General features: G+C 41.0%; 30 protein-coding genes, 2 tRNA genes and 1 pseudogene. 14 read left to right on the top strand and 19 right to left on the bottom strand.

All coding sequences use genetic code 11. The features are described from left to right. Window positions 1-49: 49 nt before the first annotated feature. From glmM to rpsO, 11 genes are all read left to right on the top strand, one after another. Window positions 50-1,387, top strand: a complete 1,338-nt coding sequence (gene glmM, locus H5185_RS06535; RefSeq protein WP_182741653.1) for a phosphoglucosamine mutase — start codon at window positions 50-52, stop codon at window positions 1,385-1,387. 139 nt (window positions 1,388-1,526) lie between these two features. Then, window positions 1,527-2,309, top strand: coding sequence for a triose-phosphate isomerase (gene tpiA, locus H5185_RS06530; protein WP_124017639.1), 783 nt, complete (start codon window positions 1,527-1,529; stop codon window positions 2,307-2,309). Window positions 2,310-2,313: 4 nt separating this feature from the next. Then, window positions 2,314-2,649 (top strand): preprotein translocase subunit SecG, encoded by a 336-nt coding sequence (gene secG, locus H5185_RS06525; protein WP_124017638.1) that lies wholly within the window; start codon window positions 2,314-2,316, stop codon window positions 2,647-2,649. A 13-nt stretch (window positions 2,650-2,662) separates the two neighbouring features. Further along, window positions 2,663-2,749 (top strand) — tRNA-Leu (locus H5185_RS06520). A gap of 81 nt (window positions 2,750-2,830) precedes the next feature. Continuing rightward, window positions 2,831-2,906: transfer RNA gene (locus H5185_RS06515), tRNA-Met, on the top strand. A gap of 169 nt (window positions 2,907-3,075) precedes the next feature. Next, window positions 3,076-3,531 (top strand): ribosome maturation factor RimP, encoded by a 456-nt coding sequence (gene rimP / locus H5185_RS06510; RefSeq protein WP_124017637.1) that lies wholly within the window; start codon window positions 3,076-3,078, stop codon window positions 3,529-3,531. Window positions 3,532-3,562: 31 nt separating this feature from the next. Further along, entirely contained in the window at window positions 3,563-5,062 is a 1,500-nt protein-coding gene (gene nusA / locus H5185_RS06505) for a transcription termination factor NusA (protein ID WP_124017636.1), read from the top strand. A gap of 25 nt (window positions 5,063-5,087) precedes the next feature. Then, the gene (infB, locus tag H5185_RS06500) at window positions 5,088-7,733 is read left to right on the top strand and encodes a translation initiation factor IF-2 (protein WP_124017635.1); all 2,646 of its coding nucleotides are present in this window, start codon (window positions 5,088-5,090) and stop codon (window positions 7,731-7,733) included. Between the two features lie 66 nt (window positions 7,734-7,799). After that, window positions 7,800-8,231 (top strand): 30S ribosome-binding factor RbfA, encoded by a 432-nt coding sequence (gene rbfA, locus H5185_RS06495; RefSeq protein WP_124017634.1) that lies wholly within the window; start codon window positions 7,800-7,802, stop codon window positions 8,229-8,231. Then, the gene (gene truB, locus H5185_RS06490) at window positions 8,231-9,184 is read left to right on the top strand and encodes a tRNA pseudouridine(55) synthase TruB (RefSeq protein WP_124017633.1); all 954 of its coding nucleotides are present in this window, start codon (window positions 8,231-8,233) and stop codon (window positions 9,182-9,184) included. Before rbfA ends, truB begins: the two co-directional genes overlap by 1 nt. Window positions 9,185-9,326: 142 nt before the next feature. Beyond that, window positions 9,327-9,596: a 30S ribosomal protein S15 gene (rpsO, locus tag H5185_RS06485; RefSeq protein WP_124017632.1), complete on the top strand. Its 270-nt coding sequence runs from the start codon at window positions 9,327-9,329 to the stop codon at window positions 9,594-9,596. Window positions 9,597-10,156: 560 nt separating this feature from the next. On the opposite strand, the gene H5185_RS06480 is transcribed toward rpsO, so the two are convergent. Continuing rightward, window positions 10,157-12,193, bottom strand: coding sequence for a bifunctional diguanylate cyclase/phosphodiesterase (locus tag H5185_RS06480; protein ID WP_124017631.1), 2,037 nt, complete (start codon window positions 12,191-12,193; stop codon window positions 10,157-10,159). 397 nt (window positions 12,194-12,590) lie between these two features. On the opposite strand from H5185_RS06480, the gene pnp reads away from it, so the two are divergent. From pnp to H5185_RS06465, 3 genes are all read left to right on the top strand, one after another. Next, a complete protein-coding gene (gene pnp, locus H5185_RS06475) occupies window positions 12,591-14,687 on the top strand; it encodes a polyribonucleotide nucleotidyltransferase (RefSeq protein WP_124017630.1) in 2,097 nt (698 codons plus the stop codon). Window positions 14,688-14,832: 145 nt separating this feature from the next. After that, window positions 14,833-15,744, top strand: coding sequence for a lipoprotein NlpI (gene nlpI, locus H5185_RS06470; RefSeq protein ID WP_124017629.1), 912 nt, complete (start codon window positions 14,833-14,835; stop codon window positions 15,742-15,744). Between the two features lie 350 nt (window positions 15,745-16,094). After that, window positions 16,095-17,300 (top strand): site-specific integrase, encoded by a 1,206-nt coding sequence (locus tag H5185_RS06465; protein ID WP_182741652.1) that lies wholly within the window; start codon window positions 16,095-16,097, stop codon window positions 17,298-17,300. On the opposite strand, the gene H5185_RS06460 is transcribed toward H5185_RS06465, so the two are convergent. From H5185_RS06460 to H5185_RS06380, 18 genes and pseudogenes are all read right to left on the bottom strand, one after another. After that, the gene (locus H5185_RS06460; protein WP_182741651.1) at window positions 17,297-17,512 is read right to left on the bottom strand and encodes an AlpA family transcriptional regulator; all 216 of its coding nucleotides are present in this window, start codon (window positions 17,510-17,512) and stop codon (window positions 17,297-17,299) included. The two genes, H5185_RS06465 and H5185_RS06460, sit on opposite strands and share 4 nt — an antisense overlap. Further along, entirely contained in the window at window positions 17,505-17,708 is a 204-nt protein-coding gene (locus tag H5185_RS06455) for a hypothetical protein (protein ID WP_182741650.1), read from the bottom strand. The genes H5185_RS06460 and H5185_RS06455 overlap by 8 nt, the downstream gene beginning before the upstream one ends. Further along, a complete protein-coding gene (locus H5185_RS22905) occupies window positions 17,708-17,833 on the bottom strand; it encodes a hypothetical protein (protein WP_259396179.1) in 126 nt (41 codons plus the stop codon). Before H5185_RS22905 ends, H5185_RS06455 begins: the two co-directional genes overlap by 1 nt. Next, the gene (locus tag H5185_RS06450; protein ID WP_182741649.1) at window positions 17,830-18,072 is read right to left on the bottom strand and encodes a hypothetical protein; all 243 of its coding nucleotides are present in this window, start codon (window positions 18,070-18,072) and stop codon (window positions 17,830-17,832) included. Before H5185_RS06450 ends, H5185_RS22905 begins: the two co-directional genes overlap by 4 nt. Then, the gene (locus H5185_RS06445) at window positions 18,069-18,869 is read right to left on the bottom strand and encodes an HNH endonuclease signature motif containing protein (protein WP_182741648.1); all 801 of its coding nucleotides are present in this window, start codon (window positions 18,867-18,869) and stop codon (window positions 18,069-18,071) included. The genes H5185_RS06450 and H5185_RS06445 overlap by 4 nt, the downstream gene beginning before the upstream one ends. Beyond that, complete coding sequence (locus H5185_RS06440) at window positions 18,862-19,098, bottom strand: hypothetical protein (protein ID WP_182741647.1); 237 nt, start codon at window positions 19,096-19,098, stop codon at window positions 18,862-18,864. The genes H5185_RS06445 and H5185_RS06440 overlap by 8 nt, the downstream gene beginning before the upstream one ends. After that, complete coding sequence (locus H5185_RS06435) at window positions 19,095-20,069, bottom strand: phage N-6-adenine-methyltransferase (RefSeq protein ID WP_182741646.1); 975 nt, start codon at window positions 20,067-20,069, stop codon at window positions 19,095-19,097. Before H5185_RS06435 ends, H5185_RS06440 begins: the two co-directional genes overlap by 4 nt. A 98-nt stretch (window positions 20,070-20,167) precedes the next feature. Next, window positions 20,168-20,455: pseudogene (locus H5185_RS06430) on the bottom strand (hypothetical protein); the annotation flags it as partial. Continuing rightward, window positions 20,452-20,766, bottom strand: coding sequence for a hypothetical protein (locus H5185_RS06425; protein ID WP_182741645.1), 315 nt, complete (start codon window positions 20,764-20,766; stop codon window positions 20,452-20,454). The gene H5185_RS06425 and the pseudogene H5185_RS06430, both read right to left, overlap by 4 nt. After that, window positions 20,763-21,125, bottom strand: a complete 363-nt coding sequence (locus tag H5185_RS06420) for a hypothetical protein (RefSeq protein WP_182741644.1) — start codon at window positions 21,123-21,125, stop codon at window positions 20,763-20,765. Before H5185_RS06420 ends, H5185_RS06425 begins: the two co-directional genes overlap by 4 nt. After that, on the bottom strand, window positions 21,122-21,823 hold the full coding sequence (locus H5185_RS06415) for a hypothetical protein (protein WP_182741643.1): 702 nt from the start codon (window positions 21,821-21,823) through the stop codon (window positions 21,122-21,124). The genes H5185_RS06420 and H5185_RS06415 overlap by 4 nt, the downstream gene beginning before the upstream one ends. Next, entirely contained in the window at window positions 21,820-22,188 is a 369-nt protein-coding gene (locus H5185_RS06410) for a hypothetical protein (protein ID WP_182741642.1), read from the bottom strand. The genes H5185_RS06415 and H5185_RS06410 overlap by 4 nt, the downstream gene beginning before the upstream one ends. Then, window positions 22,185-22,748 carry an ead/Ea22-like family protein gene (locus H5185_RS06405; protein WP_182741641.1) on the bottom strand — a complete coding sequence of 188 codons (564 nt, stop codon included), beginning with the start codon at window positions 22,746-22,748 and terminating at the stop codon, window positions 22,185-22,187. Before H5185_RS06405 ends, H5185_RS06410 begins: the two co-directional genes overlap by 4 nt. Before the next feature lie 21 nt (window positions 22,749-22,769). Further along, window positions 22,770-23,105: a hypothetical protein gene (locus tag H5185_RS06400; protein WP_182741640.1), complete on the bottom strand. Its 336-nt coding sequence runs from the start codon at window positions 23,103-23,105 to the stop codon at window positions 22,770-22,772. Between the two features lie 2 nt (window positions 23,106-23,107). Next, window positions 23,108-23,293 carry a hypothetical protein gene (locus H5185_RS06395; RefSeq protein WP_182741639.1) on the bottom strand — a complete coding sequence of 62 codons (186 nt, stop codon included), beginning with the start codon at window positions 23,291-23,293 and terminating at the stop codon, window positions 23,108-23,110. Beyond that, window positions 23,286-23,642: a hypothetical protein gene (locus H5185_RS06390; protein ID WP_182741638.1), complete on the bottom strand. Its 357-nt coding sequence runs from the start codon at window positions 23,640-23,642 to the stop codon at window positions 23,286-23,288. Before H5185_RS06390 ends, H5185_RS06395 begins: the two co-directional genes overlap by 8 nt. Window positions 23,643-24,915: 1,273 nt before the next feature. Then, a complete protein-coding gene (locus H5185_RS06385) occupies window positions 24,916-25,938 on the bottom strand; it encodes a Kiwa anti-phage protein KwaB-like domain-containing protein (protein ID WP_182741637.1) in 1,023 nt (340 codons plus the stop codon). After that, the coding region (locus tag H5185_RS06380; protein WP_182741636.1) for a hypothetical protein at window positions 25,938-26,400 on the bottom strand (463 nt) is incomplete at its 5' end. The genes H5185_RS06385 and H5185_RS06380, both read right to left, overlap by 1 nt.

Genomic DNA, 26,400 nt, shown 5'->3' with positions numbered 1-26,400 from the left:
ATCACATAATAATGTTATCAGTAAAGTGAAAACACTTAAGTAGGGATCTGTGAAGCAAAGAAAATTTTTTGGAACCGATGGTATTCGCGGCAAAGTAGGGGCGGGTAAAATGACTCCTGAATTGGCATTGAAGCTCGGTTGGGCGGCTGGACGAGTATTGTCTCGAAATGGCACCCAAAAAGTGATTATTGGTAAGGATACTCGTATTTCAGGTTACCTGTTTGAATCAGCTTTAGAGGCAGGCTTATCAGCCGCGGGACTTAACGTTTTGCTGCTAGGCCCTATGCCTACTCCTGCAGTGGCTTATTTAACTCGTACCTTTCGCGCCGAGGCCGGTGTCGTGATTAGTGCATCACACAATCCTTATTATGATAACGGTATCAAGTTTTTCTCTACTGATGGCAGTAAACTGGATGATGCAATCGAGCTAGAAATAGAAGCAGAACTTGAAAAACCGCTAGTCTGTGTGGAGTCGCATCTACTGGGCAAGGCTCGTCGTATTGATGATGCAGCAGGGCGCTATATCGAGTACTGCAAAGGTAATTTTCCAGCTGATCAAACACTTAAAGGATTAAAAATAGTCGTCGATTGTGCTCATGGCGCCACTTACCATATTGCTCCTAACGTTTTTCGTGAATTAGGTGCCGATGTTATTGCTATTGGAGATAAACCTGACGGTCTCAATATCAATGATAAAGTCGGTGCAACAGCAATGGCCAAAATCTGTGAAACCGTTTTAGTTGAAAAAGCTGATTTAGGTATTGCACTCGATGGTGATGGCGATCGCATTATGATGGTTAATCGTCATGGCGCAGTGGTTGATGGTGATCAGATTTTATATATTTTAGCGGTAGATGCCCAAAAACGTGGTATTTTAAGCGGCGGAGTTGTTGGCACCGTAATGTCTAATTTAGGTTTGGACTTAGCGCTGCAAGCACTTGATATTCCTTTTGTTCGTTCTAAGGTCGGTGACCGCTATGTCATGGAGATGCTGAAGAAGAATAAGTGGCGTATAGGCGGTGAAAACTCTGGCCATATTCTTAATCTTGATCATGGTACTACTGGTGATGGTATCATTGCAGGTATTTTAGTCCTCGCGGCAATGCGACGTCAAAATGCTTCACTTGAACAATTAACTGAATCGATGAAGATGTTACCGCAAGTGTTAGTTAATGTGCGTTTTGAAGGCAGCTCTAATCCACTCGATAGCGAAGCGGTTAAGTTAGCTAAAGCGGATGTTGAACAACAATTGGGTGCTCGTGGACGTGTATTATTACGTAAGTCGGGTACTGAACCGTTAATTAGAGTCATGGTCGAGGGAGATGATCATCCCCAAGTGCTTGCGCATGCAAATCGTATTGCTGACGCGGTAAAGGCAGCATGTTAATTATTTGAATATTAAGATAAGCCGTTGCTCGCTCAAAAAGTAGACGCTTCGACAGTTTATATGAAATATTCCCCTTTTAGCTCTTGTAACTTGATAAGTGGTTCGCTATTATTCACGCCGCTTTCAGAGGAGACAGTGAATGGCACTCAGACGTCCTATGGTCGCTGGTAACTGGAAAATGAATGGTAATTCGGCATTAGCCCAAGAGCTTTTCAAGAAGTTTGCTACCAAGCTCCAAAATGATTCCGCTGAAGTGGTTTTATGCCCGCCTTCAATTTATCTTGAAAGTGTTCGGCAGCTGCTTGAAGCCAATAAGCAAACCTTAGATGGTGCACTTGTTAGAATGGGTGCACAAAATCTGAGTCAACATGATTTTGGTGCATACACAGGCGAAATATCCGGGCAGATGCTAAAAGATTCTGGATGTCGGTATGTGATTATCGGCCATTCCGAACGTCGCCGTATGTACGGAGAGACGAGTAATATTGTGGCAGAGAAGTTTGCTGCTGCTCAGAAACATGGTCTGACACCGATTTTGTGTGTAGGTGAATCAGGACCAGCTCGTGAAGCAAGACGTACCTTTGAGGTGATTGCGGAAGAGCTTGATATAGTAATTGAAAAAAACGGTACCATGGCTTTTGATAACGCAATTATCGCTTACGAACCTTTATGGGCAGTAGGGACAGGTAAAAGTGCTACACCAGAGCAGGCACAAGAAGTACATGCGTTTATTCGCAGTCGCCTCTCGGAAGTTTCTCCCTTTATTGGTGAGAATATCAGAATTCTTTACGGTGGTAGCGTCACCCCAAGCAATGCGGCAGATATATTTGCCCAGCCTGATGTTGATGGTGGTCTGATTGGCGGTGCAAGTTTGAACTCAAGTGAGTTTTTAAGTTTATGTACCATAGCAATGAGCGCGTAATTATATGTACGAAGTTCTTATAGTTGTATACTTGGTGGTAGCGTTAGGTCTTATCGGCTTAATATTAATCCAACAAGGAAAGGGTGCCGACATGGGCGCATCTTTCGGAGCCGGTGCTTCAGGCACATTATTTGGCTCAAGTGGTTCAGGTAATTTCCTGACTCGCAGTACTGCAGTATTAGCCATTGGCTTTTTTGCATTGAGTTTAGTGATTGGTAATTTAAGTGCTAATCACACAGAGCAAAATGATCAGTGGAAAGATTTAGGTCCAGCAGCAGAGCAAATCATTGATGAAGCTCCGGTGCAAACCGAAAAGTCAGAAACGAAAATTCCTGACTAGTAAACCAGGTAACGCCGAGGTGGTGGAATTGGTAGACGCGCAGCCTTGAGGTGGCTGTGTCTTAACGGACGTGCGGGTTCAAGTCCCGCTCTCGGCACCAAATTTAACTAACAAATGATAGATAGCGTTTGATTAGTTATTGCAAGATATAGTGTAAATCAATATACTTGCATACAGTTGACGCGGGGTGGAGCAGTTGGTAGCTCGTCGGGCTCATAACCCGAAGGTCGTCGGTTCAAGTCCGGCCCCCGCAACCAGCTCCTTGTAATTTAATTTCGTTAGAAAATAAATTACAATTTACAGGTTTTATAATAAAATAACCTCGTGATTACGGGGTTTTTTGTTATATGAACTTTTAAATATCCGTGTTTTATGCGGGTTGCAATGGGGCTATTAGCCCTTTTTTTGTTTTTTTGGGGGTCATTTTTGGCAACAATAGAATCCAAGCTTGTTGAAATGTTAACAGTACCTGTTGAAGCATTAGGCTTTAAACTATGGGGCATTGAATATATTCAAGCTGGTCGTCATTCAATTTTACGTGTTTTTATTGATCACGAGAATGGCATCAATATTGAAGATTGTGCAGCAGCCAGTCGTCAAGTTAGCGCAGTTATGGATGTTGAAGACCCTATTTCTACAGAATACACATTAGAAGTATCTTCACCTGGCGTAGATAGACCGTTATTTACCGCCGAGCAATATGCTGCCTATAAAGGTGAGGATGCAAAAATACAACTGACTATGCCTGTTGCGGGTAGTCGTAATTTAAAAGGCGTCATCAATAGTGTTGATGGGCAAATGCTCACCATAACCGTTGATGGTAAAGACTTGATTGTTGCTTTGGATAATATCCGTAAAGGCAGCATTATCGCTAAGTTTTGATAGTTTCAGGTGAAGGACGAGGCAAGACCAAATGAATAAAGAGATCCTGCTAGTCGCAGAAGCGGTTTCCAATGAGAAAGGCCTTCCGCGCGAAAAGATTTTCGAAGCGCTAGAAATTGCACTGGCTACCGCAACAAAGAAAAAATACGAAGGCGATATTGAAGTTCGCGTTGCGATTGATCGTAAAACCGGTCATTACGATACTTTCCGTCGTTGGATGGTTGTTGACGATCATGGCGAGGCTTTGGAAAACCCATATAGCGAAATTACCTTCGAAGCCGCTCGTTATGAAGAGCCAGAGATTCAAGTAGGTGAGTATATCGAAGATCAAATCGACTCTGTCGCGTTTGACCGTATTACTACACAAACTGCTAAACAAGTTATCGTGCAAAAAGTACGTGAAGCTGAACGTGCACAAATTGTTGAACAATTTATTGAACGTGAAGGTGAGATTGTTACTGGTGTTGTTAAGAAAAGCACCCGTGAAAGCGTGGTTGTTGATTTAGGTAATAATGCTGATGGCGTATTATTTAAAGAAGATTTAATCAGCCGTGAATCTTTCCGTCCTGGTGACCGTGTGCGTGCATTATTGTACTCAGTTCGTCCAGAAGCTCGCGGTGCGCAGTTATTTTTAACACGCAGCAAGCCAGAAATGCTGATTGAACTATTTCGGGTTGAAGTGCCAGAAATTTACGACGAATTGATTGAAGTGATGGGTGCTGCTCGTGATCCAGGTGCTCGTGCTAAAATAGCCGTTAAATCAAATGACCGTCGTATCGATCCAATTGGTGCTTGTGTTGGTATGCGTGGTGCTCGAGTGCAAGCCGTATCAAACGAGCTAGGCGGCGAGCGTGTTGATATCGTGTTGTGGGATGATAATCCAGCGCAATATGTGATCAATGCCATGGCGCCAGCTGATGTTGCCTCTATCATTGTCGACGAAGACAATCATTCGATGGATATTGCTGTTGAAGCAGACAGTTTGGCACAGGCTATTGGTCGTAACGGCCAGAACGTACGTTTAGCGACTCAACTGACTGGTTGGGAACTGAACGTAATGACAGTTGAAGACATGAACAAAAAACACCAAGCCGAAAGCGCTAAGGTGATTGATTTGTTTGTGGCTTATCTAGATGTAGATCAAGATTTTGCAGCCGTATTGGCTGATGAGGGATTCACTTCGTTAGAAGAGATCGCTTATGTTCCAGAATCTGAGCTATTAGCAATAGAAGGTTTCGACGAAGGAATCGTTGAAGCATTACGTGAACGTGCAAAGGCCGCTATCTCTACAAGAGCATTAGCGTCTGAAGAAGCGTTAGATGGTGCAGAGCCAAGTGATGATTTATTAGCATTGGAAGGATTAGAAAGACATTTAGCTTATGTTCTAGCGAGCAAAGGCGTAGTGACTTTAGAAGACTTGGCCGAGCAAGGTATTGACGATTTAATTGATATTGAAGAATTAACAGAAGAAAAAGCAGGTGAGCTCATCATGGCTGCCCGCAATATCTGTTGGTTTGGCGAAGAAGCATAAGTCGATCAACAGGGGGATTTAATTGATGGCAGATACAAGTGTAGAAAAATTAGCAGCGGAAGTGGGAAAATCAGTTGATCGATTAATCGAACAATTCTCAGATGCTGGTATAAGCAAAAAACAACTCGATACTGTTTCAGAAAAAGAGAAGCAACAGCTTCTTGATTTTCTAAAAAAACAGCATGGTGCAGATTCAGTACCGACTAAAATGACATTGCAACGTAAAACCGTGTCTACGTTAAGTGTTGCAAGCACTGGCGGTCAGTCGAAAGACGTTAAAGTAGAAGTACGTAAGAAACGTACTTTTGTTAAGCGTGATGATGCAGAATTAGCCAAACAAGCTGAATTAGAAGCTCAAGCAAAAGCCAAAGCAGATGCTGAAGCTCAAGTAAGAGTGGAAGCTGAAGCAAAAGCAGCGGCAGAAGCGAAAGCTAATGCTGAAGCGAAGAAAAAAGCGGAAGCAGAAGCCAAATTGAAATCAGAAAAAGTAAAGTCTGAACCTAAAGTAACTAAAGTTGCTGACCCAGAAACTGCAGCAGCAAAAGCTGAAGCCGAGCGTTTAAAAGCGACTCAAGAAGCTGTGTTAACTCAGAAGCAAAAAGATGAAGCCGCCAAAGCAGCTGAAACAGCTCGTTTACTTGCTGAAGTAAACTCAAAGCGCTGGGCTGAAGAAGAACGTCAACGTTTAGATGCAGAAAAGAACGGTGATCATCATATCACCACATCTAAAGTTGCTCGTGCAGCTGAAGACAGTTCTGATGCCGATGATGAAAAACGTGGTCGTCGTGCTCGCAACAAAAATGCCAACAAAAAACGTGGCGGAAAAGATGCGCGTGACGGTCGTGAAAAACACATGCGTAACCGCAGCACAGCACCAGAATCTATGGCGCACGGTTTTAATAAACCCGCTGCAGCAGTGAGTCGTGATGTACGTATCGGTGAAACCGTAACTGTATCTGAATTAGCGCATTTAATGGCAATCAAAGCCACTGTTATCATCAAGCAAATGATGAAAATGGGCTCTATGGTGACGATTAACCAAGTACTTGACCAAGAAACCGCTCAAATGGTTGCTGAAGAGTTAGGTCATAAGGTTGTGCTGATTCGTGAAAACGAACTTGAGCATCAAGTACTAAAAGATCGCGATGACAACATCCAACTAGAGTCTCGCGCTCCTGTTGTGACTATCATGGGTCACGTTGACCATGGTAAGACGTCATTACTTGATTATATCCGTCGTGCGAAAGTTGCTGCTGGCGAAGCCGGTGGTATTACTCAGCATATTGGTGCATACCACGTTGAAACTGAAAACGGCATGATCACTTTCCTTGATACTCCTGGTCACGCGGCGTTTACGTCAATGCGTGCTCGTGGTGCTAAGGCGACTGATATTGTTATTTTGGTTGTTGCTGCCGATGATGGCGTAATGCCACAAACGATTGAAGCGATTCAACACGCTAAAGCGGGTAACGTACCGTTAATCGTAGCTGTTAACAAAATGGATAAGCCAGATGCTGATCCAGAGCGTGTTAAGAGTGAGCTGTCTCAACATGGCATCATGTCAGATGATTGGGGCGGAGATAACATGTTCGTTCACGTATCAGCCAAAACTGGTATGGGCGTTGACGAATTGTTAGAAGGTATCTTACTTCAATCTGAAGTATTAGAACTTAAAGCAGTACGTGATGGTATGGCTGCAGGTGTTGTTATTGAATCACAACTTGATAAAGGTCGTGGCCCTGTGGCAACTATCTTGGTTCAAGAAGGTACGTTACGCCAAGGTGATATCGTTTTATGTGGTTTAGAGTACGGTAAAATCCGTGCGATGAAAGACGAAAATGGTCATTCAATTACTGAAGCGGGTCCTTCTATTCCGGTTGAGATTTTAGGTCTCTCTGGTGTGCCTTCTGCGGGTGATGAAGCCACTGTTGTACGTGATGAACGTAAAGCTCGTGAAGTCGCTTTATATCGTCAAGGTAAATTCCGTGATGTTAAGTTAGCGCGTCAGCAGAAGTCTAAACTAGAAAACATGTTTGCCAACATGGAAGAAGGCGAAGTACAAGAGCTTAACATCGTACTTAAAGCTGATGTTCAAGGTTCTCTTGAAGCGATTTGCGAATCTTTAGCTAAACTGTCAACAGCTGAAGTTAAAGTGAACATTATTGCTCGCGGTGTTGGTGCATTAACCGAAACCGACGCAACATTAGCCGCTGCTTCAAATGCGATTCTTGTTGGTTTCAACGTCCGTGCTGATGCACAGGCTCGCAAAACCATAGATTCAGAAAGTGTCGATTTACGTTATTACAGCATCATCTACAACCTAATTGATGAAGTTCGTGCTGCAATGACAGGTATGTTAGCACCTGAGTTTAGACAAGAAATTATCGGCCTTGCAGAAGTTCGTGATGTATTTAAGTCTCCTAAAATCGGCGCTATTGCAGGTTGTATGGTTACCGAAGGTATCGTTAAACGTAGCGCACCAATTCGTGTATTACGTGACAACGTAGTTATCTTCGAAGGTGAACTTGAGTCTTTACGTCGCTTTAAAGATGATGCTCCTGAAGTGCGTAATGGCATGGAATGTGGTATCGGTGTTAAGAACTACAATGACGTCCGAGTGGGCGATCAAATTGAAGTGTTCGAAACAGTCGAAATTGCTCGCACCTTATAAGTACCAATGGAAGGGCGGCTTTAGCCGCCCTTTTTGATTGTAGACCTAACGATATGGCATATCATCATGGCAAAAGAATTTAGTCGTACACGTCGCATTGCGCAACAGCTCCAGCAAGAACTTGCTATGGTGTTGCAACGCGATATGAAAGATCCTCGCATTGGTTTCATTACCGTAAACGATGTCGACGTTTCACGTGATTTAAGTTATGCAAAAGTGTTTGTGACCTTCTTTGAAGAAGACACTGAACTTGTTCAACAAAAAATTGATGCACTCACTGTTGCTGCACCTTATGTTCGTACTTTGGTTGCTGGGCGTATGAAATTACGCGTTATGCCTGAATTACGCTTTATTTATGATAGCTCACTGGTAGAAGGCATGCGCATGTCTAACCTAGTAACTCAAGTCATCAATAAAGATAAAGCCAAGCAACAGCAATTTACTCCAGAAGTCTCTGATAACAGCGAGTCTGTTGACGGTGAAAAGGAGCAAGATTAATGGCTCGTCGCCCTAAAGGTCGCTTCATCGACGGAATAGTATTACTCGATAAAGATACTGGCATGAGCTCTAACTTTGCTCTGCAAAGAGTTAAGCGCTTTTTTAATGCCAATAAAGCGGGCCACACAGGTGCTTTGGATCCGCTAGCAACAGGAATGTTGCCTATTTGTCTTGGAGAAGCGACTAAGTTCTCTCAGCATTTATTAGACTCGGATAAACGTTATCTGGTGACGGCTAAATTGGGTGAGCGCACTGATACGAGTGATTCAGATGGCGAAGTCGTTCAGACGCGTCCTGTTAATTTTACTCAAGCACAACTCGATGAGAAACTGGCCTTTTTTCGTGGCACAACACAACAAGTACCATCAATGTATTCGGCATTAAAATACCAAGGCCAGCCTTTGTATAAGTATGCACGTGAAGGCATTGAAGTACCTCGTGAATCTCGACCAATCACTGTTTTTGAGCTTAATTTTATCAAGCTTGAAGGTGATGAGTTAACCCTAGATATTCATTGTTCTAAAGGGACTTACATACGGACCATTATTGATGATTTAGGTGAAATGTTGGGATGTGGTGCACATGTTATTATGCTGCGTCGTACTCAAGTTGCCGAATATCCGTATGAAAAAATGGTCACCTTAGCGCAATTAGAAGCGCTACTTGAGCAAGCTCATAGAGATGACGTTGCGCCTCAAACTCTGATGGACCCATTATTATTACCAATGGACACCGCGGTCGCTAATTTCCCTGAAATTAACTTGCCAGAGGCGATGCTATATTACGTCATGCAAGGCCAGGCTATTCAGGCTGCTGGACTTAAGCCTGATGAATTAGTGCGTATCACTATTGGTGATGAACGTCGGTTTGTTGGTATGGGCATCATGAATGATGATGGCTTATTAGCACCAAAGCGTTTGATTGTGATCCATGATAATGCTCCTGCAGAGTAATCAGTCGGAGTTGTTGTTTGCTTTTACTGATAAATAATCGAATTTATATTGCGGTTAACCATCAATCTGGTTAAAATGCTGCCCTCGCTCTGGCTGAGTTAGTGATCGGCTTGAGATACATTTACTTTTTTTGGAGATACACATGTCACTAAGTGCTGAAGCAAAAGCAAAAATTTTAGCTGATTTTGGTCGCGGCGAAAACGATACAGGTTCAACTGAAGTTCAAGTAGCTTTGTTAACTGCTCAAATTAACCACCTTCAAAGTCACTTTAAAGAGCACATCCATGATCACCACTCTCGTCGTGGTTTATTACGTATGGTTAGTGCACGCCGTAAGCTTTCTGCTTACTTAAAGCGTACTGACGTAGCACGTTACACTGCTATGATCCAGAAGTTAGGTTTACGTCGTTAATTCGACACTCGGCTTACTTTAGTAGGCTGATTAAACCATAAAAAAGGAGGCTAATAGCTTCCTTTTTTATTGCCTAAAAATGCTTGTTTTTAGCCCATCCTTTCACTGACCAGTTCCCATAATCATTTGTGGTTGTTTTTTTAGTCATACTTTGATTGATCAAATCTGTATCGATATTGCCATATCTACCGAAATAGCCTTTAAGGCTTGGATAAATAATGGCCGTTGATCATGACTACATTCAACAAGAGTTAATGGGCACTTAACCGCACTTTAATCACTCCAGAGCAACTTCATCTATGTTTTGTCTTTAGGATATTTTGCTCAGCTTTAAGTCTTAAAATTATTAAGAACTGAAAGAAAAAAGAATTGTGGGTTGTAATCAGCCTAAACTTGGGTAACAAATACCTCGCCAATAGCCCTTTGCCCTACTAACTTAGTTGATTTCACTTAATAAGGGAAAAGGGGCCTTTAACAGGATTATTAGCCGCTAAATGATACTTTGCCGCTTATGGGTAAGCCGCTGACGAGATAGGTTTACTGTGGCTTATACAGAGTGTTTAAGCATGAATGACTTTAGCTGTATTACTGATAATATATTTCTCTTCAAACTCGGCTAACGGCAGTGGTTGGCTAAAGTAAAAGCCTTGACCAATCTCACATTGATTTTCTTTGAGCCATTCAAGTTGTTGAATATTTTCAATACCTTCAGCAACAATGGTCAAATCAAGTTGACGACCCAACATTAAAATAGTCGATGCGATTGCACTATCTTCAGGAAGATCACTTACAAAGGCACGATCAATCTTCATTGTTGTTATTGGCAAGTGACGTAGATAGGATAATGACGAGTATCCTGTGCCAAAGTCATCGACCGCAATACCAAAACCGGCAGATTTAAGCTGTTCTAATTTAGTCACTGCTTGTTCAACATCATTCATCAGCGATGTTTCGGTAATTTCAATTTCCAGTAATTCAGGACGTATCTGGTATCGAATTGCCAGTTGCTTGATGTCGGGTACTAAACTGGCATCAGCGAATTGCTGCGATGCCACGTTCACCGCAATAGGGATCTCATAATTGTATTTACGTTGCCATTCTCGGATCACTTTGCAGCTTTGCTCGATAACCCAACGGCCAATTGGGATAATAATTCCGGTTTCTTCGGCCACAGGGATAAAAGACATCGGACTTATCAATTGACCGTCTTTTTGCCAACGAATAAGGGCTTCACATCCGACGACTTTGTTGGTTTTTAAATCAAATTTAGGCTGAAAATATAATAAGAATTCGTTGTTTTTCAATGCGTCGTGTAATGAGGCTTCTGTGCGAAGTCTTATTGCCGCACGTTCAGTCATTTGTTGCTTGAAAAATGACCACTGATTAGAGCCAGCCGCTTTAGCGCTGTACATGGCGATATCGGCATGACGAATTAGGTCTTCCGCAGTGATACCGTCTTCGGGATATATAGAAATGCCTATCGATGCCGCGGGATGAATTGCGTGCTCATTAAGCTGGATTGGAGTATTTAATTGAGCGAGTAATTTATCAACAAAGTCTGCCGCTTGTGAAGGTGTTTGGATCTCATCGGCTAAGATAACAAATTCATCACCGCCAAGACGAGCCACGCTGCCTCTGTCACCCACCACTCGTTCTAATATACGCGCAATACGCGCCAGAAACTGATCACCTATGGCATGGCCTAAGGAGTCATTAATATTTTTAAAGCGATCCAAGTCAATGAAGAGTAGAGCAAAATTTCGTTTGTGGACTCGAGAGCGTTGAATGGTGACATTCAATGTCTCTAATAATAAGGTCCTGTTTGGTAAGCCCGTTAATGGATCTCGGGTTGCCATTTTGCGCAGCTTATTTTGAGTTTGACTGAACTGCAATAATATTTGATTAAACTTACTGGTCACCAGTCCTAACTCATCATCTTTATGAGCTTTTGACATAGGTAACAGGTTTTCGTCAGGATAATCAGGATCAATTTTGTCAATTGCTTCGCTAATCCGAGCAATCGGTTGAGTGAGAAAACGATGAAACACTACGGTCAATACTAATGTGAGTAATAATGCTCGAGCTAATGTTGCGATAAGTCCAAGTTGTAATTGATTAAACAGTTTCGTGGTCAGCTTTTGGGTATCGTAAAAAATCGTTAGGGTGCCAATAAGCTGTTGTTGTTTGTTTCCTTCAAAATAGAAAGGACGATACAGTGGACGGGCGATTTCTTTTAGATCCCCAAACAGACGATTACTTAAGGAAACATAAGCTTTTGAGGACTCTCCGGTTTCATTTACCTCAGACACAAACAATGAACCATCATCGAGCTCGATGACTGCAGAACCAACATTATCGACTTTTATAATGCCTTCTAGGGTTTGACTGGCAAGTTTATCATCTAACGACCATACCGCGTTGGTAGTGGTTTGTTCGACGGAATTGAGCAGCTCTTGTTGTGCCGCGGTAAGCTGTTGTTTAGCGGTAACAACGACGAGTGCTATTTCGATGATAAAAATAGCAACAGCAAAAAACAAAGCAGTAAAAACTACTAAGTTAGTTTGTTTCCATGTGAGAGACTTAAAACGAGCCGTCATGTATTATTCCATGTCATCTAAGTGACTTTTCACGTTAAATTTGCAGTTTAACAGCCTAAAACTACAAGAATTTATACTCAATATAAATTAAATCGCCAATAGGGCGAATTAATTAGTTAACTTTCACAAAAAATAATAATACTTATTACTACGACTTTAGTTAAATTCATCTCTGTTGTCATTAATAATCAAGCCAAATAGTGAACCTCATGTCATTTAATCGGCGTAAACTCGCTCATCACTGTCAAAATCGTTTGTTAATGCTGTGATCTCATCTAGGAAAATGATTATTTAAAACATTTTCTCATTCTGTATCGCGCGTCTATTTAACTATTCGGTGTAATTGAAGTATACTTGTGCGCGTAATTAAAGGTCATTAAATTAAGGAATGGGTCACGTGAATCCAATTGTAAAGAGTTTTGAGTATGGTCAACATACAGTCACCTTAGAAACAGGTGTTATTGCACGTCAAGCAGATGCTGCAGTTTTAGCAAGCATGGGCGATACCACAGTATTAGTTACTGTAGTTGGTAAAAAAGTAGCGGATTTAAGCCGTGACTTCTTCCCGCTAACTGTTAACTATCAAGAAAAAACCTATGCTGCAGGTAAAATCCCTGGTGGTTTCTTCAAGCGTGAAGGTCGTCCTTCAGAAGATGAAACTCTGATTGCACGCCTTATTGACCGTCCTATTCGTCCTTTATTCCCTAACGGTTTTAAAAACGAAGTTCAAGTTATCATCACTGTGGTGTCTGTTGACCCACAAATTGAGCCAGACATTGTTTCAATGATCGGTACCTCTGCAGCATTAGCTATTTCTGGTATTCCTTTCAGCGGTCCACTAGGTGCGGCGCGTGTTGGTTATATCAACGATGAATATGTCCTTAACCCAACGGTTGATCAGCTTGCAACAAGCTCATTAAACTTAGTCGTTGCGGGTACTAAAGCTGCTGTACTGATGGTTGAATCTGAAGCGAAAGCGCTTGCAGAAGAAATTATGCTAGGTGCGGTGACTTATGGTCATGACCAACAACAAGTCGTTGTTGATGCTATTGCTGAGTTCAAAGCAGAAGCTGGCAAGCCAACATGGGATTGGACTGCACCAGTTCAAGATCAAGTGTTAGTTGCTAAAATCAAAGAGCTTGCAGAAGCTGGCATGACAGAAGCTTATCAAATCGAAGTTAAGCAAGATCGTTATGTACAAGTTGGCATCGTTAAAGCGGCTGCCAAAGCGGCATTAGTGGCTGAAAACCCAGATGTTGATACTCGCGAAGTAGACAATCTACTTGGCAGTCTAGAGAAAAATGTTGTTCGCGGACGTATTATCAGTGGCAAGCCACGTATCGATGGTCGTGAACCAGATATGATTCGCGCATTGAGTGTTTTAGCCGGTGTACTTCCACGTACTCACGGTAGTTCATTGTTTACTCGTGGTGAAACTCAAGCTTTAGTTACCTGTACTCTAGGTACTGAACGTGATGCACAAAAGATTGATAGCATCATGGGTGAGCGTACTAATCGCTTTATGCTTCATTATAACTTCCCTCCGTATTCTGTTGGTGAAACAGGTATGGTTGGCTCACCTAAGCGTCGCGAAATTGGCCATGGTAAGTTAGCATGGCGCGGTATGAATGCCGTTATGCCTTCTGCTGAAGAATTCCCATACAGCATTCGTGTTGTATCTGAAATTACTGAATCTAACGGTTCAAGCTCAATGGCTTCTGTATGTGGTACTTCATTAGCATTAATGGATGCCGGTGTACCGATTAAATCATCTGTTGCTGGTATTGCGATGGGTCTTGTTAAAGAAGGCGACGATTTTGTTGTACTTTCTGACATCTTAGGTGATGAAGATCACTTAGGTGATATGGACTTTAAAGTAGCCGGTACTCGTGATGGTATTACTGCATTGCAGATGGATATCAAAATCGAAGGTATCACTAAAGAGATCATGGATATTGCACTGCAACAAGCTTATGGCGCACGTGTTCATATCCTAAACGTAATGGATCAAGCTATTGGTTCACATCGTGACGATATTTCTGCTCACGCTCCACGTATCACCACAATCAAGATCAACCCAGAGAAGATCCGTGATGTGATTGGTAAAGGCGGCGCAGTAATTCGTGCTCTAACTGAAGAGACTGGCACAACTATTGAACTTGACGACAATGGTACTGTGAAAATTGCCTCTTCAAATGGCGAAGCTACCAAAGAAGCGATTCGTCGTATTGAAGAAATCACTGCCGAAGTTGAAGTGGGTCGTATCTATAACGGTAAAGTTATCCGTATCGTAGATTTCGGTGCATTTGTTAACATTCTACCTGGCAAAGATGGTTTAGTGCATATTTCACAAATCAGTGATGAGCGTGTTGCTAACGTATCTGATCACCTAGAGATGAACCAAGAAGTTGCTGTTAAGGTAATGGAAGTGGATCGTCAAGGTCGCGTAAGACTGTCAATTAAAGAAGCTCAAGCAAAAGAAACTGCTGAGTAATTTTTTTTAAAGTTTAACGATAAAAAAGGAGACCATTTGGTCTCCTTTTTTTATCTATCGAAAAATAATCGTTAATGCGCATGGCTCTTAGATTGCCAGATTGCTATGATGTTGAATATTAATAGAACCTGATAAGGTAAAGCGGATGGAATGTAAGCTACGCACCACAATCGTTGCCGTTGTTGTTGGTGCAAGTATGATGTTGTCAGGTTGTGCTGCAACATTAGGTTCAAATGATGATACTGCAGGGCAGATGATTGTAGCCCCTGTCATGCCAGACTATAAGTTAGAAGTGACGCTGGCAAAGCTAAATGAAATTTTGGCTACCATGGAATTAACTGACGAACAGCGTGCACGTTTTCATTATGATCGCGGCGTCATATATGACAGTGTAGGACTGCGTTTACTGGGTCGAATTGATTTCCATCAAGCATTAAAGTTGCAACCCGATTTAGCGGATGCATATAATTTCTTGGGTATTTATTATACTCAAGAAGGTGAGTTTGACAGTGCCTATGAAGCATTTGATGGGGTACTGGAACTGTCACCAAACTATGATTATGCCTTCTTAAATCGTGGCATCGCGTTGTATTATGGCGAGCGTTACCAATTAGCTGTCAGTGACATGCAAGCGTTTTATGATCGAGACCCTACTGATGGTTATCGTGTACTTTGGCTCTATTTGATGGCTTCAGAGGTCGATAAAAGTAACGCGTTAATCGATTTAGCGACGCAACGAAAACAGTTAAATAATCAACAATGGTCAAGTGTGTTGGTTGATTTTTACTTAGGTAAAATGAGTCAAGAGCAAGTATTTTCAGCGGCGAAAGTGGGCTTGTCTCAACCAAAAGAATATGCAGAGCGTTTATGCGAAGCGTATTTTTACTTAGCTAAGCATGCCGCTGCAAATGGCCAATATCAGCAAGCTGCTAATTTTTATCGGTTAACCTTAGCGACCAACATTTATGATTTTGTTGAACATCGTTATGCCAGAATTGAATTAGCTAAAATGAAAAATATAATCCTACAGTCTTCTGAATTATCCTCGAAAAGCTAAAAAACACTTTGCCTAGCCAATTCTGCCGATAGGCGCTATAATTTGCGCCTTTTTTAGCGGCTAGTGCAAGGTTAACATGTCAGGCAATAAAGTTGAGGTCGACAAGCGTCGTACCTTCGCCATCATTTCGCACCCAAACGATAGTCACTAAGTCAGCCAACGCCAGTTTAAGACAAAATCCTACGTAAACCCCTTATTTATCAGTGTTTATAGTTAATCCGTAAAGACAACCTGAGACAAAGAAAGCCCATCTAAGCCAGCAAAAATGTGTACAAATTTGCGTACAAAATTGTACTATACAAGCTTAATGATAAAAAGTTTGTACACAAAGCTGGTTAAAAGGTTATGGCATGGCGCTTTCAGACACATGGTTAAAGTCAATTTTATCTAAAGATCACGATAAGGCTTTTGAAAAAGCAGATCGCGATGGTTTAAGTGTGAGAGTGTCACCAAAAGGCAAGATCACGTTTCAAATTAGATATCGTTATGTAGGTAAAGCAAGTAGGGTAGATTTAGGCTCTTATCCATCATTAGGGCTTAAAGATGCCAGGATAGAATGCGCGAGATTGCGTGCAGAGCTAGAGAAAGGTTACAACCCTAAAGTTGTAAAAGTAACGGAGAAGAATGCAATTATTACTGCGATCACAGTAAGCAAACTTTTTTATGATTGGTATGAGAGTTACTGTGTTGAGAATAAAGTCGGCCATTTTGAAGTGAAGCGTTCTTTTGAATTACACATACTCCCTAAGATTGGCAAAATACCTGTAGATCAAATACTGTTAAAGACTTGGCTCGAAATTATTGAAAATAAGTCAAAGAAAACACCGGCTATTGCTCACAGATTGCTGACTAACGCCAAACAAATGCTCAAGTGGGGCGCTAAACGCCGCATGATAAGAGAAAATGTGTTAAATGACATAAGTCCTCGAGCAGATTTAAATATCAATAAGAATGTTGGTTCACGCTCATTTAACGATAATGAAATAAAGCTTTTTTTATTAGCATTAAATCACTCGCGTATCGCGCATAAAAACAAATTATTTCTCAAGCTATGCTTAGTACTTGGTTGTCGAAATGGAGAGCTTAGGCTGGCTAAAAAGTCTGATTTTGATATGGTAAAAATGGTATGGACAGTTCCACCTGAAAATCATAAAACAGGTAAAACAACAAAAAAACCTTTAGTAAGACCTATTATCCCTCATATTGTACATTTCATTGAAGAAGCTATGTTGTTAAGCGATAGCGACTATTTATTTAATAACGCTGGCACAAATGAGCCTATGGGTCGATCTGCTCCATTATCTTTGCCTTACAATATCAATCAATGGTTACGCAAAAACATGGATTTTGATATGCCACATTGGTCAGTCCATGATTTACGAAAAACAGCAAGAACAAATCTTTCAACATTAACAGAGCCACACATTGCCGAGATAATACTTGGACATAAGTTACCAGGCCAGTGGCAGGTTTATGACCATCATGCGTATTTGAGTGAGCAGGGTGTGGCGTATTCTGCATGGTTTGATCGCTTAACTACCATTGAAAATGATTAAGCAGCACTATTCATTCGACTAAGTTCCCACGATTCTACATCATCTATAGCCCACAGATTTGGGCTACCAGCTGCAAGTAGTCTTGGTTGTGGGAATGGATATTCCTCTCTTTTCATCCAGCGGAATATTGTTCTTGTTGAGCAGTTGTAGCGTTCAGCTAAATGTTTAGTGTTCCAATAGCCTTTTGCTGCTACTGATGTTGATTTATTCATGGTTACCTCCAATCAGTTGTGCCTTCGCTTGATTCTCTAATAGTTTTCTTAATGCTTGCTCTCGACCATGTACTGTTGACAAGTCAAACTCAGGTCTTAGGCTTAATTGCTCAATTTGATTCTTGAGTTCATTATTTTGCTTGGTTAACAACGCCACTTCATGTCGTGCTTGGTTGAGCATTTCATTCATTGACATTATTTACCTTCCTTGGCCAATTTTTCGGCTAACGCTTTCATAAATTGTTGACATGAATAAACTTGATCGCGGGGCTGGCTATACCACTGGCTTAGTGCTTTTCTAATGACTTCTGATTCTTTCATGCGGCATACCCCGGCAAACGTAGTTTTGAATCGGCTGTGCAGGCAAATAGCTCTGCACAAGTTTGAGTAAAGTCGCTAACTTCAATAGCGTTGTAGGTTTTACACATACCCCAACCGCTATAGTGGTTAGGTTTGTATGTCACTTCAACCTGTGGTTGATCGGCCATAAGCGTGAAGAATGGATCTGATAACGTGACAACACCTTGTTTGGTACTAAACGTTTGCGTTATTTTTTTCATGTCACCACCTTGTTGCTTCGTTTACGAGTGGCCGCGGTGATGGATAGCTGTGCGAGAAGCTTCACCGTTTCTTTTGATTGTGCATCTGCATTGCCTAACCCGAGCTTATTAGCCACTGCATGCTGAGCTTTTGTTGCAAGCATCAAGTTCTGTGGGTCGCAATTGGTTCTATCGTTATCAATAAACCAAAGCACGTGATCATCAGGCATTATTCCGTTGACCTTCTCCCATTCAACAATGTGTTTTAATCGCCAGGTGTTAGGGTTGGAAACTTTGACCATGACATATCCGTCTTTAGTATCTATCCGTTCAGATCCAACTGGCCGCTGGTTAAATGGTATGTTTCCTTTTTTGAATCTAGCCTTGTGTGAGTTACCGCCAGCATCCCAACCTTTCATGCCATTATTCCAAGCGGTTTGTCCTGGATTAAATTGTCCTGTTCTACCTGACTTTATTTTATGATTTCGAGTGAATGAACGAAGTTGGGCCTGAGTCATACAAGTGTCAAAAGTGGAGTTAAATAGATTGGTCAGATCATCGAGGTTCAAGTGTCTGTATTGCTCTTTTATCCATTCATGCTGTTGCTGAGTAAATAAGCGAGACTTGCCTTTTCTTATCTCTCCGGTAGTGCGTCCACAGGTGATCCCATGATTACTGAGAGTACCTTTTGTCTGAGACTCAGTTTTGTTAAGGGAAAACTTACTGTTGAAAAGAATGGTGGTAGTTGAAATTGAATGTTTTTTGTATGTTTGCTGTAGAAATTGAATCATTTCATTGGTGTATAAAAACCTAGCCATTGGTATTCTCCAGCATTTGAGGCATTCTGCGGCCCATTGGTAGTTCTGGTGTTAGCTTTTGAGCATCTAATGCTAAACGACCATTAGCAACAATTTGTGATGCAATCTGAGCTACAGCCTTTGATCTAGCCATCTCTTCTTTAAGTTCTTCACCTTTAACCGTTTCATCTGATAAGCGCTCTATTTGAGCAAATAAGTGATTATTTAAGTCGATTAACTTGTTTTTCATGCTGCATCTCCCATTGGTTCGCACTGAACTAACATTGTGTTTAGCTCTGCTATGATTTGACTTGGGCGCATCTTTTCGAGCAGTCTTTTATTTGTGAGCTCTAATAAGACTTGAGCACGATGATCATTGTGTTTGTTCGGGTTTGCTTTAAAGCATTCCTCTACGATATGACACACTTCACTTGGCCATTTAGTTGTAGCCAGTTCGGTTTCAGCATCTTTGGCAATGAGCTGTTCGACATCGATTTGTTCACCTATTTCGGTATCGTCTTGGTTAATGTTTTCAAACATCTTAAAGCCATGGCTTGTTAGCATTTGACTCAACTTTGATTCAGCGCTTTTAACTGCTGCGGCACTAATCATGTCGAGTAATTTTTGGCCTTGGGCTCGGAGTGAGTCGCGATGGATATAGCTGATTTGTTGTCCGCGCCATTCTTTATCAAATATAACTAATGCACCGGCAAAACCTGCACTGGTTGCTTTTTGCTTTTCATTAGCAGGAATAAACCAGCTAGGTAATTTAAAACCGACACGACCTTTTATAAAGCAGATATGATCAGCTTGTTCTGGCCACCAAGCTTCAGAAGGGACCCCACGAATTAAAAACACAAGCTTAGCGCCTTTATCGCGTTCGTTTTTTGCTTTACCCATAATGGTTATCATGCCAGTTAGATCATTATCATTATTGTCTTTGCATGGACGAGAATAGGGTGGATTAGCGAACCCAATCCCACCATTTAAATCCTCATTCCAGTCTTGGGTCAGTGCGTTATCTTCGATTGAGTAAAAACGTGGACATAAAGCATTACTACCATCGGTAAATAAATCCATATCGAATGGACCAAAAGCAGCATTGATACCCCAAAACAAATCAACTGGCGTGCACCATTGGTCACCCACATCCTCAAGTAAGTGAGCCGGCTGAGCTTTTAGTTCAACTAATGATTGTGCGTATTGGCTGGTGGTCTTCATAATGCTGACTCTCTATGAATAATTTTATACATTTCGGCTTCTAAACTTTCATTCATACCGCTAGCATTAAGATAATCTGCCGCTCGAATAACCAAGTCTTCTAGCTCAGAGATTCTCGATTCTGCAGCGGATAACTTAGCCATTTGCTTTTGCCAATCCATAGCTTTGACGCTTTCAATGACAGCGGCAGTTTTTTCGAGTTTCTTTTGGTTGCGTACGAAGTTTGAAAGCTCAATTTTATGACGCGCTGTACAACGTTCTGCTGGTAATGACGTTGTATAATGCAGCTTTAATGCGGCGATAACTTCTGGTGAACTAATGCGGGTAAGTGACAGAATGGATTCAATTCGGTTTATTGATTCAAAGCCTGGGAGGAGGTAGTTCATGCTGCACCGCCTTGGGCTGATTCCCAATGTAAGAAATGTTTAAAGCTATCAAAGCAATCACCAACCTCTAAATAGCGTTGGTATCTACGTTGTGATGCAGTCGGTTTTCTTATTTTTCCTACTGCGCCGTACTCAACGCGCCAAGTTGGATGGCAATTTGAAATTAAACCCGGCTTATCTTTGTCAAAGTTAACGCCAATGTAGTGACCACAATCTTTAGCAATAACACCTGGCTCACCATCAACAATTACCCTTTTGCCAAACTCAGCATTTACGTTGTAGTAATTATTTATGTATTCAAATGGGCTCATATCTCACCGCCTGTGTTTTCAATGATGTTGTTGATCAAAGCGTCATGGTTAGACTGTTTTAGTTTCTCGGCGTCTTTGTCATCGCATTTAGTATTCATTGAATCCATAAACATTTGGCCAAGGGCAGTTAACTTTTTACCCTCTGCGAGGCCAGCATTACCAACTCGCTTTCTTTTTGAATCAACCAAAAATCCTCCGTGGGTCATGATGTAATAGGCCGTATGGCCAGACCAATAACCGTTAACTTGATCTGTTAGATTTTTATGTAACTGTTCTTTGGCAAGTTCTAGGCTTTCACTTTGACGACCGTGCCAGTTGCTTTTGAATAGATCTAAAATAAAATCGTCTAATGAGATCACGCTGCACTCCTTGCTTGCTTCACATCTTCACAGGTATCAAATAGACGGTAATCAAGCCCTAGGCTTTCGTTTTTAGCTTCTGCACAGGTATAAGCCTCGTAAGGATTGCCACCCCAAGTAACCTTGCCGCAATGTGGGCAGTTACCGCGAGTTCTGCCTGTAGTCGCTCTATTGCGCTTGCGAGGATGATTGTTCTTGATACCTGCAACAGTAACCATTTTGCGCTTGTTAACGTTGCTCACCTGAAAGGTTCGGCGTGCAATATTGTCGATAGATAGCTTTGGATAAATATCAGCTTTGATGTTGTACTTTGCTAAATGCGCGACTTTGTTGACTGCATCAGCATGTGACAATACAAGCGCATCAGTTAATTCAATTGAGTGATAAGCATCAGTTAGCCAGTAAATATCATTACCGTTGTATTCACCGACTATATGGACCACGCATAGGTCATCTGTTGCGGCTAACGCATCAGGTAAATACTGGTGATCAACTCGTACTGTTGCCAGTTGATCAACTTGTTCTTTACTGTATGGAATATCAGTATCACGACCATTAAAGTAACGTTGAGCTTCTTCTTTGGTGTAAACGTGCGCCTTGTTTAAGTCGCTGGTATAACCTGCACCGTCTTTAGCCCAAAACATGCAGCTATCACCAACATCGCTGCGACTATCGCGCAAGTAAAATAATTGGCTCATACAAAATCCTCTACGCTAATACCAAACTCAAAGCCCAGTTTGATATCTTCAGCACGTCGGCGTGCAGCTGCGTTGTTTTTGCCTTGCACACTAATGGCCTTGTTGATTGCTTTGCGGTCGCGATATTCAGTGTCGTCGTTGATGACGCCATTGAAGCCATTACGACCTTTTAATTGGCCATCCCATTCGATGTCTGCTTTAGTCGCCGAAGGCTGTTGCGCTGCAGGTTTTGAGTTAATGACTTTTAACACAGCAGGTTTATTGCGCTTTGGCACATGCTTGTTGCGCTTATCGGCTAGGATGCGTTGACGGTTTTCTTGATAGTAAGCCCGGGCTTTAATTTGCTTTTGGGTGAGTTGGGTCATGCTGCCACCTCTGCTTTAGTCAGTGACATGATCCAGTTGCGTAACTCAATCATTTGAGGGCATAGGTACATAGATACAACGTAGGTATACAGCTTTGGGTAATCATGCTGCTTACGTTGAATAAACCAATTGGCATCGGCTTCGGTTAAGAATGCTGATTTAACAATATCCTCATATTCCTCAACCCAAAGCACATCAAAACCATCAAGCTCATGAAAATCGGTATTGAAATTTTCAAGAAAGTAATCAATCTTTTCCTGACCATCAGTTAATTCACATTCACTATCAACCCAAGATTCAAGCACTATTGGCAAGTCATCTGGATCACAGTCAAGGTAGTTAACTATTTGTTGGTTTATGTCTATATCAGAACTGCTATTAGCAACTAAACCATAATCATTTTCTGTATCTAATATATGAAATATGTCTGAATATCCTTGAGCTGTTGGTCTAAATCGCTTACAGCGAACTTGCCAAATAGGTTCCGCTGTAATGCGGTTATCTTGCTCATGCATCTGCTTTGACATTTCAATTAAAAAAGCGGGTATTGTTTTATTCATAATCGCTGCTCTCTTCGATTGTTAGCCTATGTAAGTTGACCATTCCAAAACTTCTTTTTTGGTTTTTGGGTTAATGGCGCCAGTTGGTTTTCGGTATCTAATTTCAATATCTCGGCACTGTTCTTGTGCCTTGGTTAGCTCTGCGTATTGCTTAGCTAAACTTGGTGTTGATAAGCTATGACTTAGCTTTTGTGCTTTCATTTTGGCAAACAGTTCATCACGAGTTTTCGTTAGCTTTTGTTGATATTCATCAATAGTTAGCTCTCGTCGATTTGGATAAGTACCTGTGAATCTGCTGCATTTTTTTTCAGCGGCTTTCTTTACTAATGTTTCGCTTACTCCGAATACAAAAAACATAGCTAAGCCCTCATTAACAGCGACGATTTATGTTGCTGGTGGATTGCCGTTAATCGCGTTTTGGTCACCATAAAACCTGACTTTAATCTTATTAGTCGGTTTCGATGTTCAGGAAAGTCGCTGATCATCTGCTCCATTTCAGCTAGCTTCTTGTCGCACCATTCCAATGTTGCGGGTTGTTTACTCATGACCCACCTCTGCTGCAATGAGTTGTCTATTCTTCCAGTCGCTTATTCTGTTACTGATGTGTATCACTGGCTTTTCTTGCTGTTTTAATCTGAATAAAAGCACTTTATTCACGCAATTCACTCTCATGCTGCTTATTTCATTTAACTGACCAGTGAACTCAATAAAGTTTATTTTGAACACCTCTGTGCATGTGTTGCTCTTTAAGTACTGCTCAAGCTCTGTTGCACGTTGGCGAACGGTAGGGCACTTCATTAGATTCGGCATTAATGCGAGGCGACACGCCATGCCAAGATTCATTATCAGTTTTGCTTCTGTTACTGATTTACTTTCTTGATAGTTAGTTTCCATACATTCCTCGCATTAAATGGTTAGTTAGAACAAATCGAATGGGATTAATTTGGCAATAAGTTGAATAATTAAGTCGATAAAATCGGGTTGCTGTGATTGCATAGCGAAACTCCATGCAGTTGGGATAAATTGAGCTATTCGGTTATTCCGAACAGTTGGTAATATTGAATATGTGCCCATTTTTTTGCCACGTTGGGCTTCGTGTTACGATTAGTGCTCCTACACAACCAATCGAGAAACGGCATCATGTTTAATAAAAATTAAAGGCAGGATTAGGCATCTATTTAGGCGCTACAGATACTCATTTATTACGGTGGGGGTTTTATCATCAACAGCACTAGGCCTAAGAAAACTACTAATAAATGACGGTAACCTTGTAATGATTTACCTACTTACAGCTTTAATGTTGTTGTTTATTTGTATCCTGTGCTTTTCTATTATTAAGGACGTAAAAAAGTACAAGCAACAAATAGCTGCAGTAGATAATTATCGAAAACAAATCAACCAAATTAGAAGGTTTAAGGCCGAAAACCAAAAAATTATCGAACAGCACAGTAGTAAAATACGTGGTATACAAAAAAAGATGGATTGAATACAACACCCACCCCGATATCCATTGATATTTAATTCGCATTAATTTCACCCTGTTTATTGCTTTGGTTTTATCGCTACCACTCGTTTTGAACACAAATGGCAACTGTAAAACCTGTTCTTACCACTGCCGCCAGAACGTGGCGGGGTTGTTCGCGTTGCGGGTCATGCGCTCGGGGCGGGATCGTGTCCCTTATCAGCCGCAGGGTTTATCCCTCGTTGGTTGCCTATCTGTGCAATCTGATACCTGGTCGCCGCAAGAGGCGTACAAGTCTATTTCAGCGAATTTCTGTCCTCCATCGCTGGCACTTGGAGTGACCTAGTACTGTCTTGGTACCGTAATCAGTTACGGTACCAAGGCGGTGTTTAGTCGTTCATTGTGTAGATTATTAAAGAGCGGATTAGGATTTCTGCTGGGCAGTATCTAATCGATGTATTAATAGTAGGATAACCTACTATCGGGTGTCAATTAAATTAGTAGGTATTCCTACATTTATTTTTTAACTATTTTATTGCGTTTAAAATAATGGGAGGACGGAGTGATTCGAAACGAATATGGTTAGAAGTGTATTTTTGGGGGGGCTTATATGTATGGGAGGAATTACAGGTTGTGATAGCAAGTTTACAGGCATAAAAAAACCGCCGAAGCGGTTTTTGACTATTCTTACTGTAAATCAATTTTTTAACTACTAGCTGGTTTAACAATGCTACCACTTTCAGTTGCATAGAATTTCTTTGTTGTCATGCCTTGCTTATAGTAATCGTTCAACAATTTCAAAAAGTTTCGACCGTCAGCCTCTGATTCAATCACAATTTTACCAGCTTCATTAAATGTAAACTCAACCCCTTGAAACTGTTTTAGTACTTGATTCATTGACAATACTTCATCATCATCAAGTGTTGTATGATTACCTTTTTCTGCTATGTGCGCTAGCGTTTTTCTAAGAGATGGCTTGTGCAATATCGCTTGCTCGATTATATCCAGCCCTTCTATTAAATCAAAACCTTTGATGATATTAAGTGTTTTTTGTGCGGCCTCTGTGAATTCAGATTCTAAACCAACAATAGCTTCGAAGCTTTTTTTATGAAATACATAGAACTGGTTTTGGATATAAATACAATCTATTTTGTCGTCAAAGCTTATTATATTTCCGTCAAACGGTTTCAATTCTCCGCCTGTTTTATCAAACATGGCAGAAATTTTTTGTAAGATGTCTTGAGGTTCATTTGTGGTAACTTTAGCTTTACCAAGTTTTCTAAATGAGTAAGTGAACTCAACCCCTTGCTGTACTTTTATACAGTACGCCCAAAGATCATTTTTCACTTGTGACAAGTCGTTCAGTTCAGGGGTTTTATCTGATTTAATATCCTGATTAATCACGTTAGAAAATGATATTGCGTTGTTCATGGCGTAGCTATAGATTTTATTGTCTATATCATCATCAATAACGGTGTATTGTTTTACTGTGATGTCGTCTTTAGAGCCATGTGATATAATTTGATTAGCAAGTGTATCTTTAAAGAATACTGATATTTCAGTACTGATGGGTACTTTTACCAATTTAAAATCATATTTATCGGTAACCTTTGCCTTTGGGCTCATCCCTGTTTTTAGGTGGCGAGTAACAAAATAAAGAGACACTTTAGTGCCAGTGTCGACTTTTAGTTGCTCAGCGTACTCCATTAACTCTTCTACATTTAGCATCAACTTTCCTTTATAGTTTTGGCATAAAATAGTTTTGGTCCTACATCTTCAATGTCTAACATGTCATCTTCTTCCAAGTGGCGTGATGATGTTAGTAGCATCCCACTTCTGTTTTTTTCATTTTCAATGTTGCGATAAGTAACTTGGTATAATGTGTATTTAATGCTGATAGTTGGGTTGATCAGTATCATGCTTGAGTTTACATATATTAAACAGGTCACCAACAAAAGAATCGTTATAGAGACAACATTGGTTAGTGATGATAAATCTTGAAAAACAAATGGAATAACATAAGTAAATAGATAGTTTATTGATTCACTGTTTTTATTTTCTATATCTACAACCTTAATCGTTCTACCGCTAGTGTTACATCTACGCTTTACATTATTTAAAAAAATAAAAAATCCAATAATACCAAAGATAGATAAAACCATTAAAACAGTAACTGCACCAAAATATCTT

Origin of the sequence: Shewanella sp. SG44-6 (genome assembly GCF_014164185.1) — a bacterium.
GTDB lineage: Bacteria > Pseudomonadota > Gammaproteobacteria > Enterobacterales > Shewanellaceae > Shewanella > Shewanella vesiculosa.
Note: the sequence above shows the minus strand (reverse complement) of the source record. Positions and strands in the feature narration are given on the sequence as shown.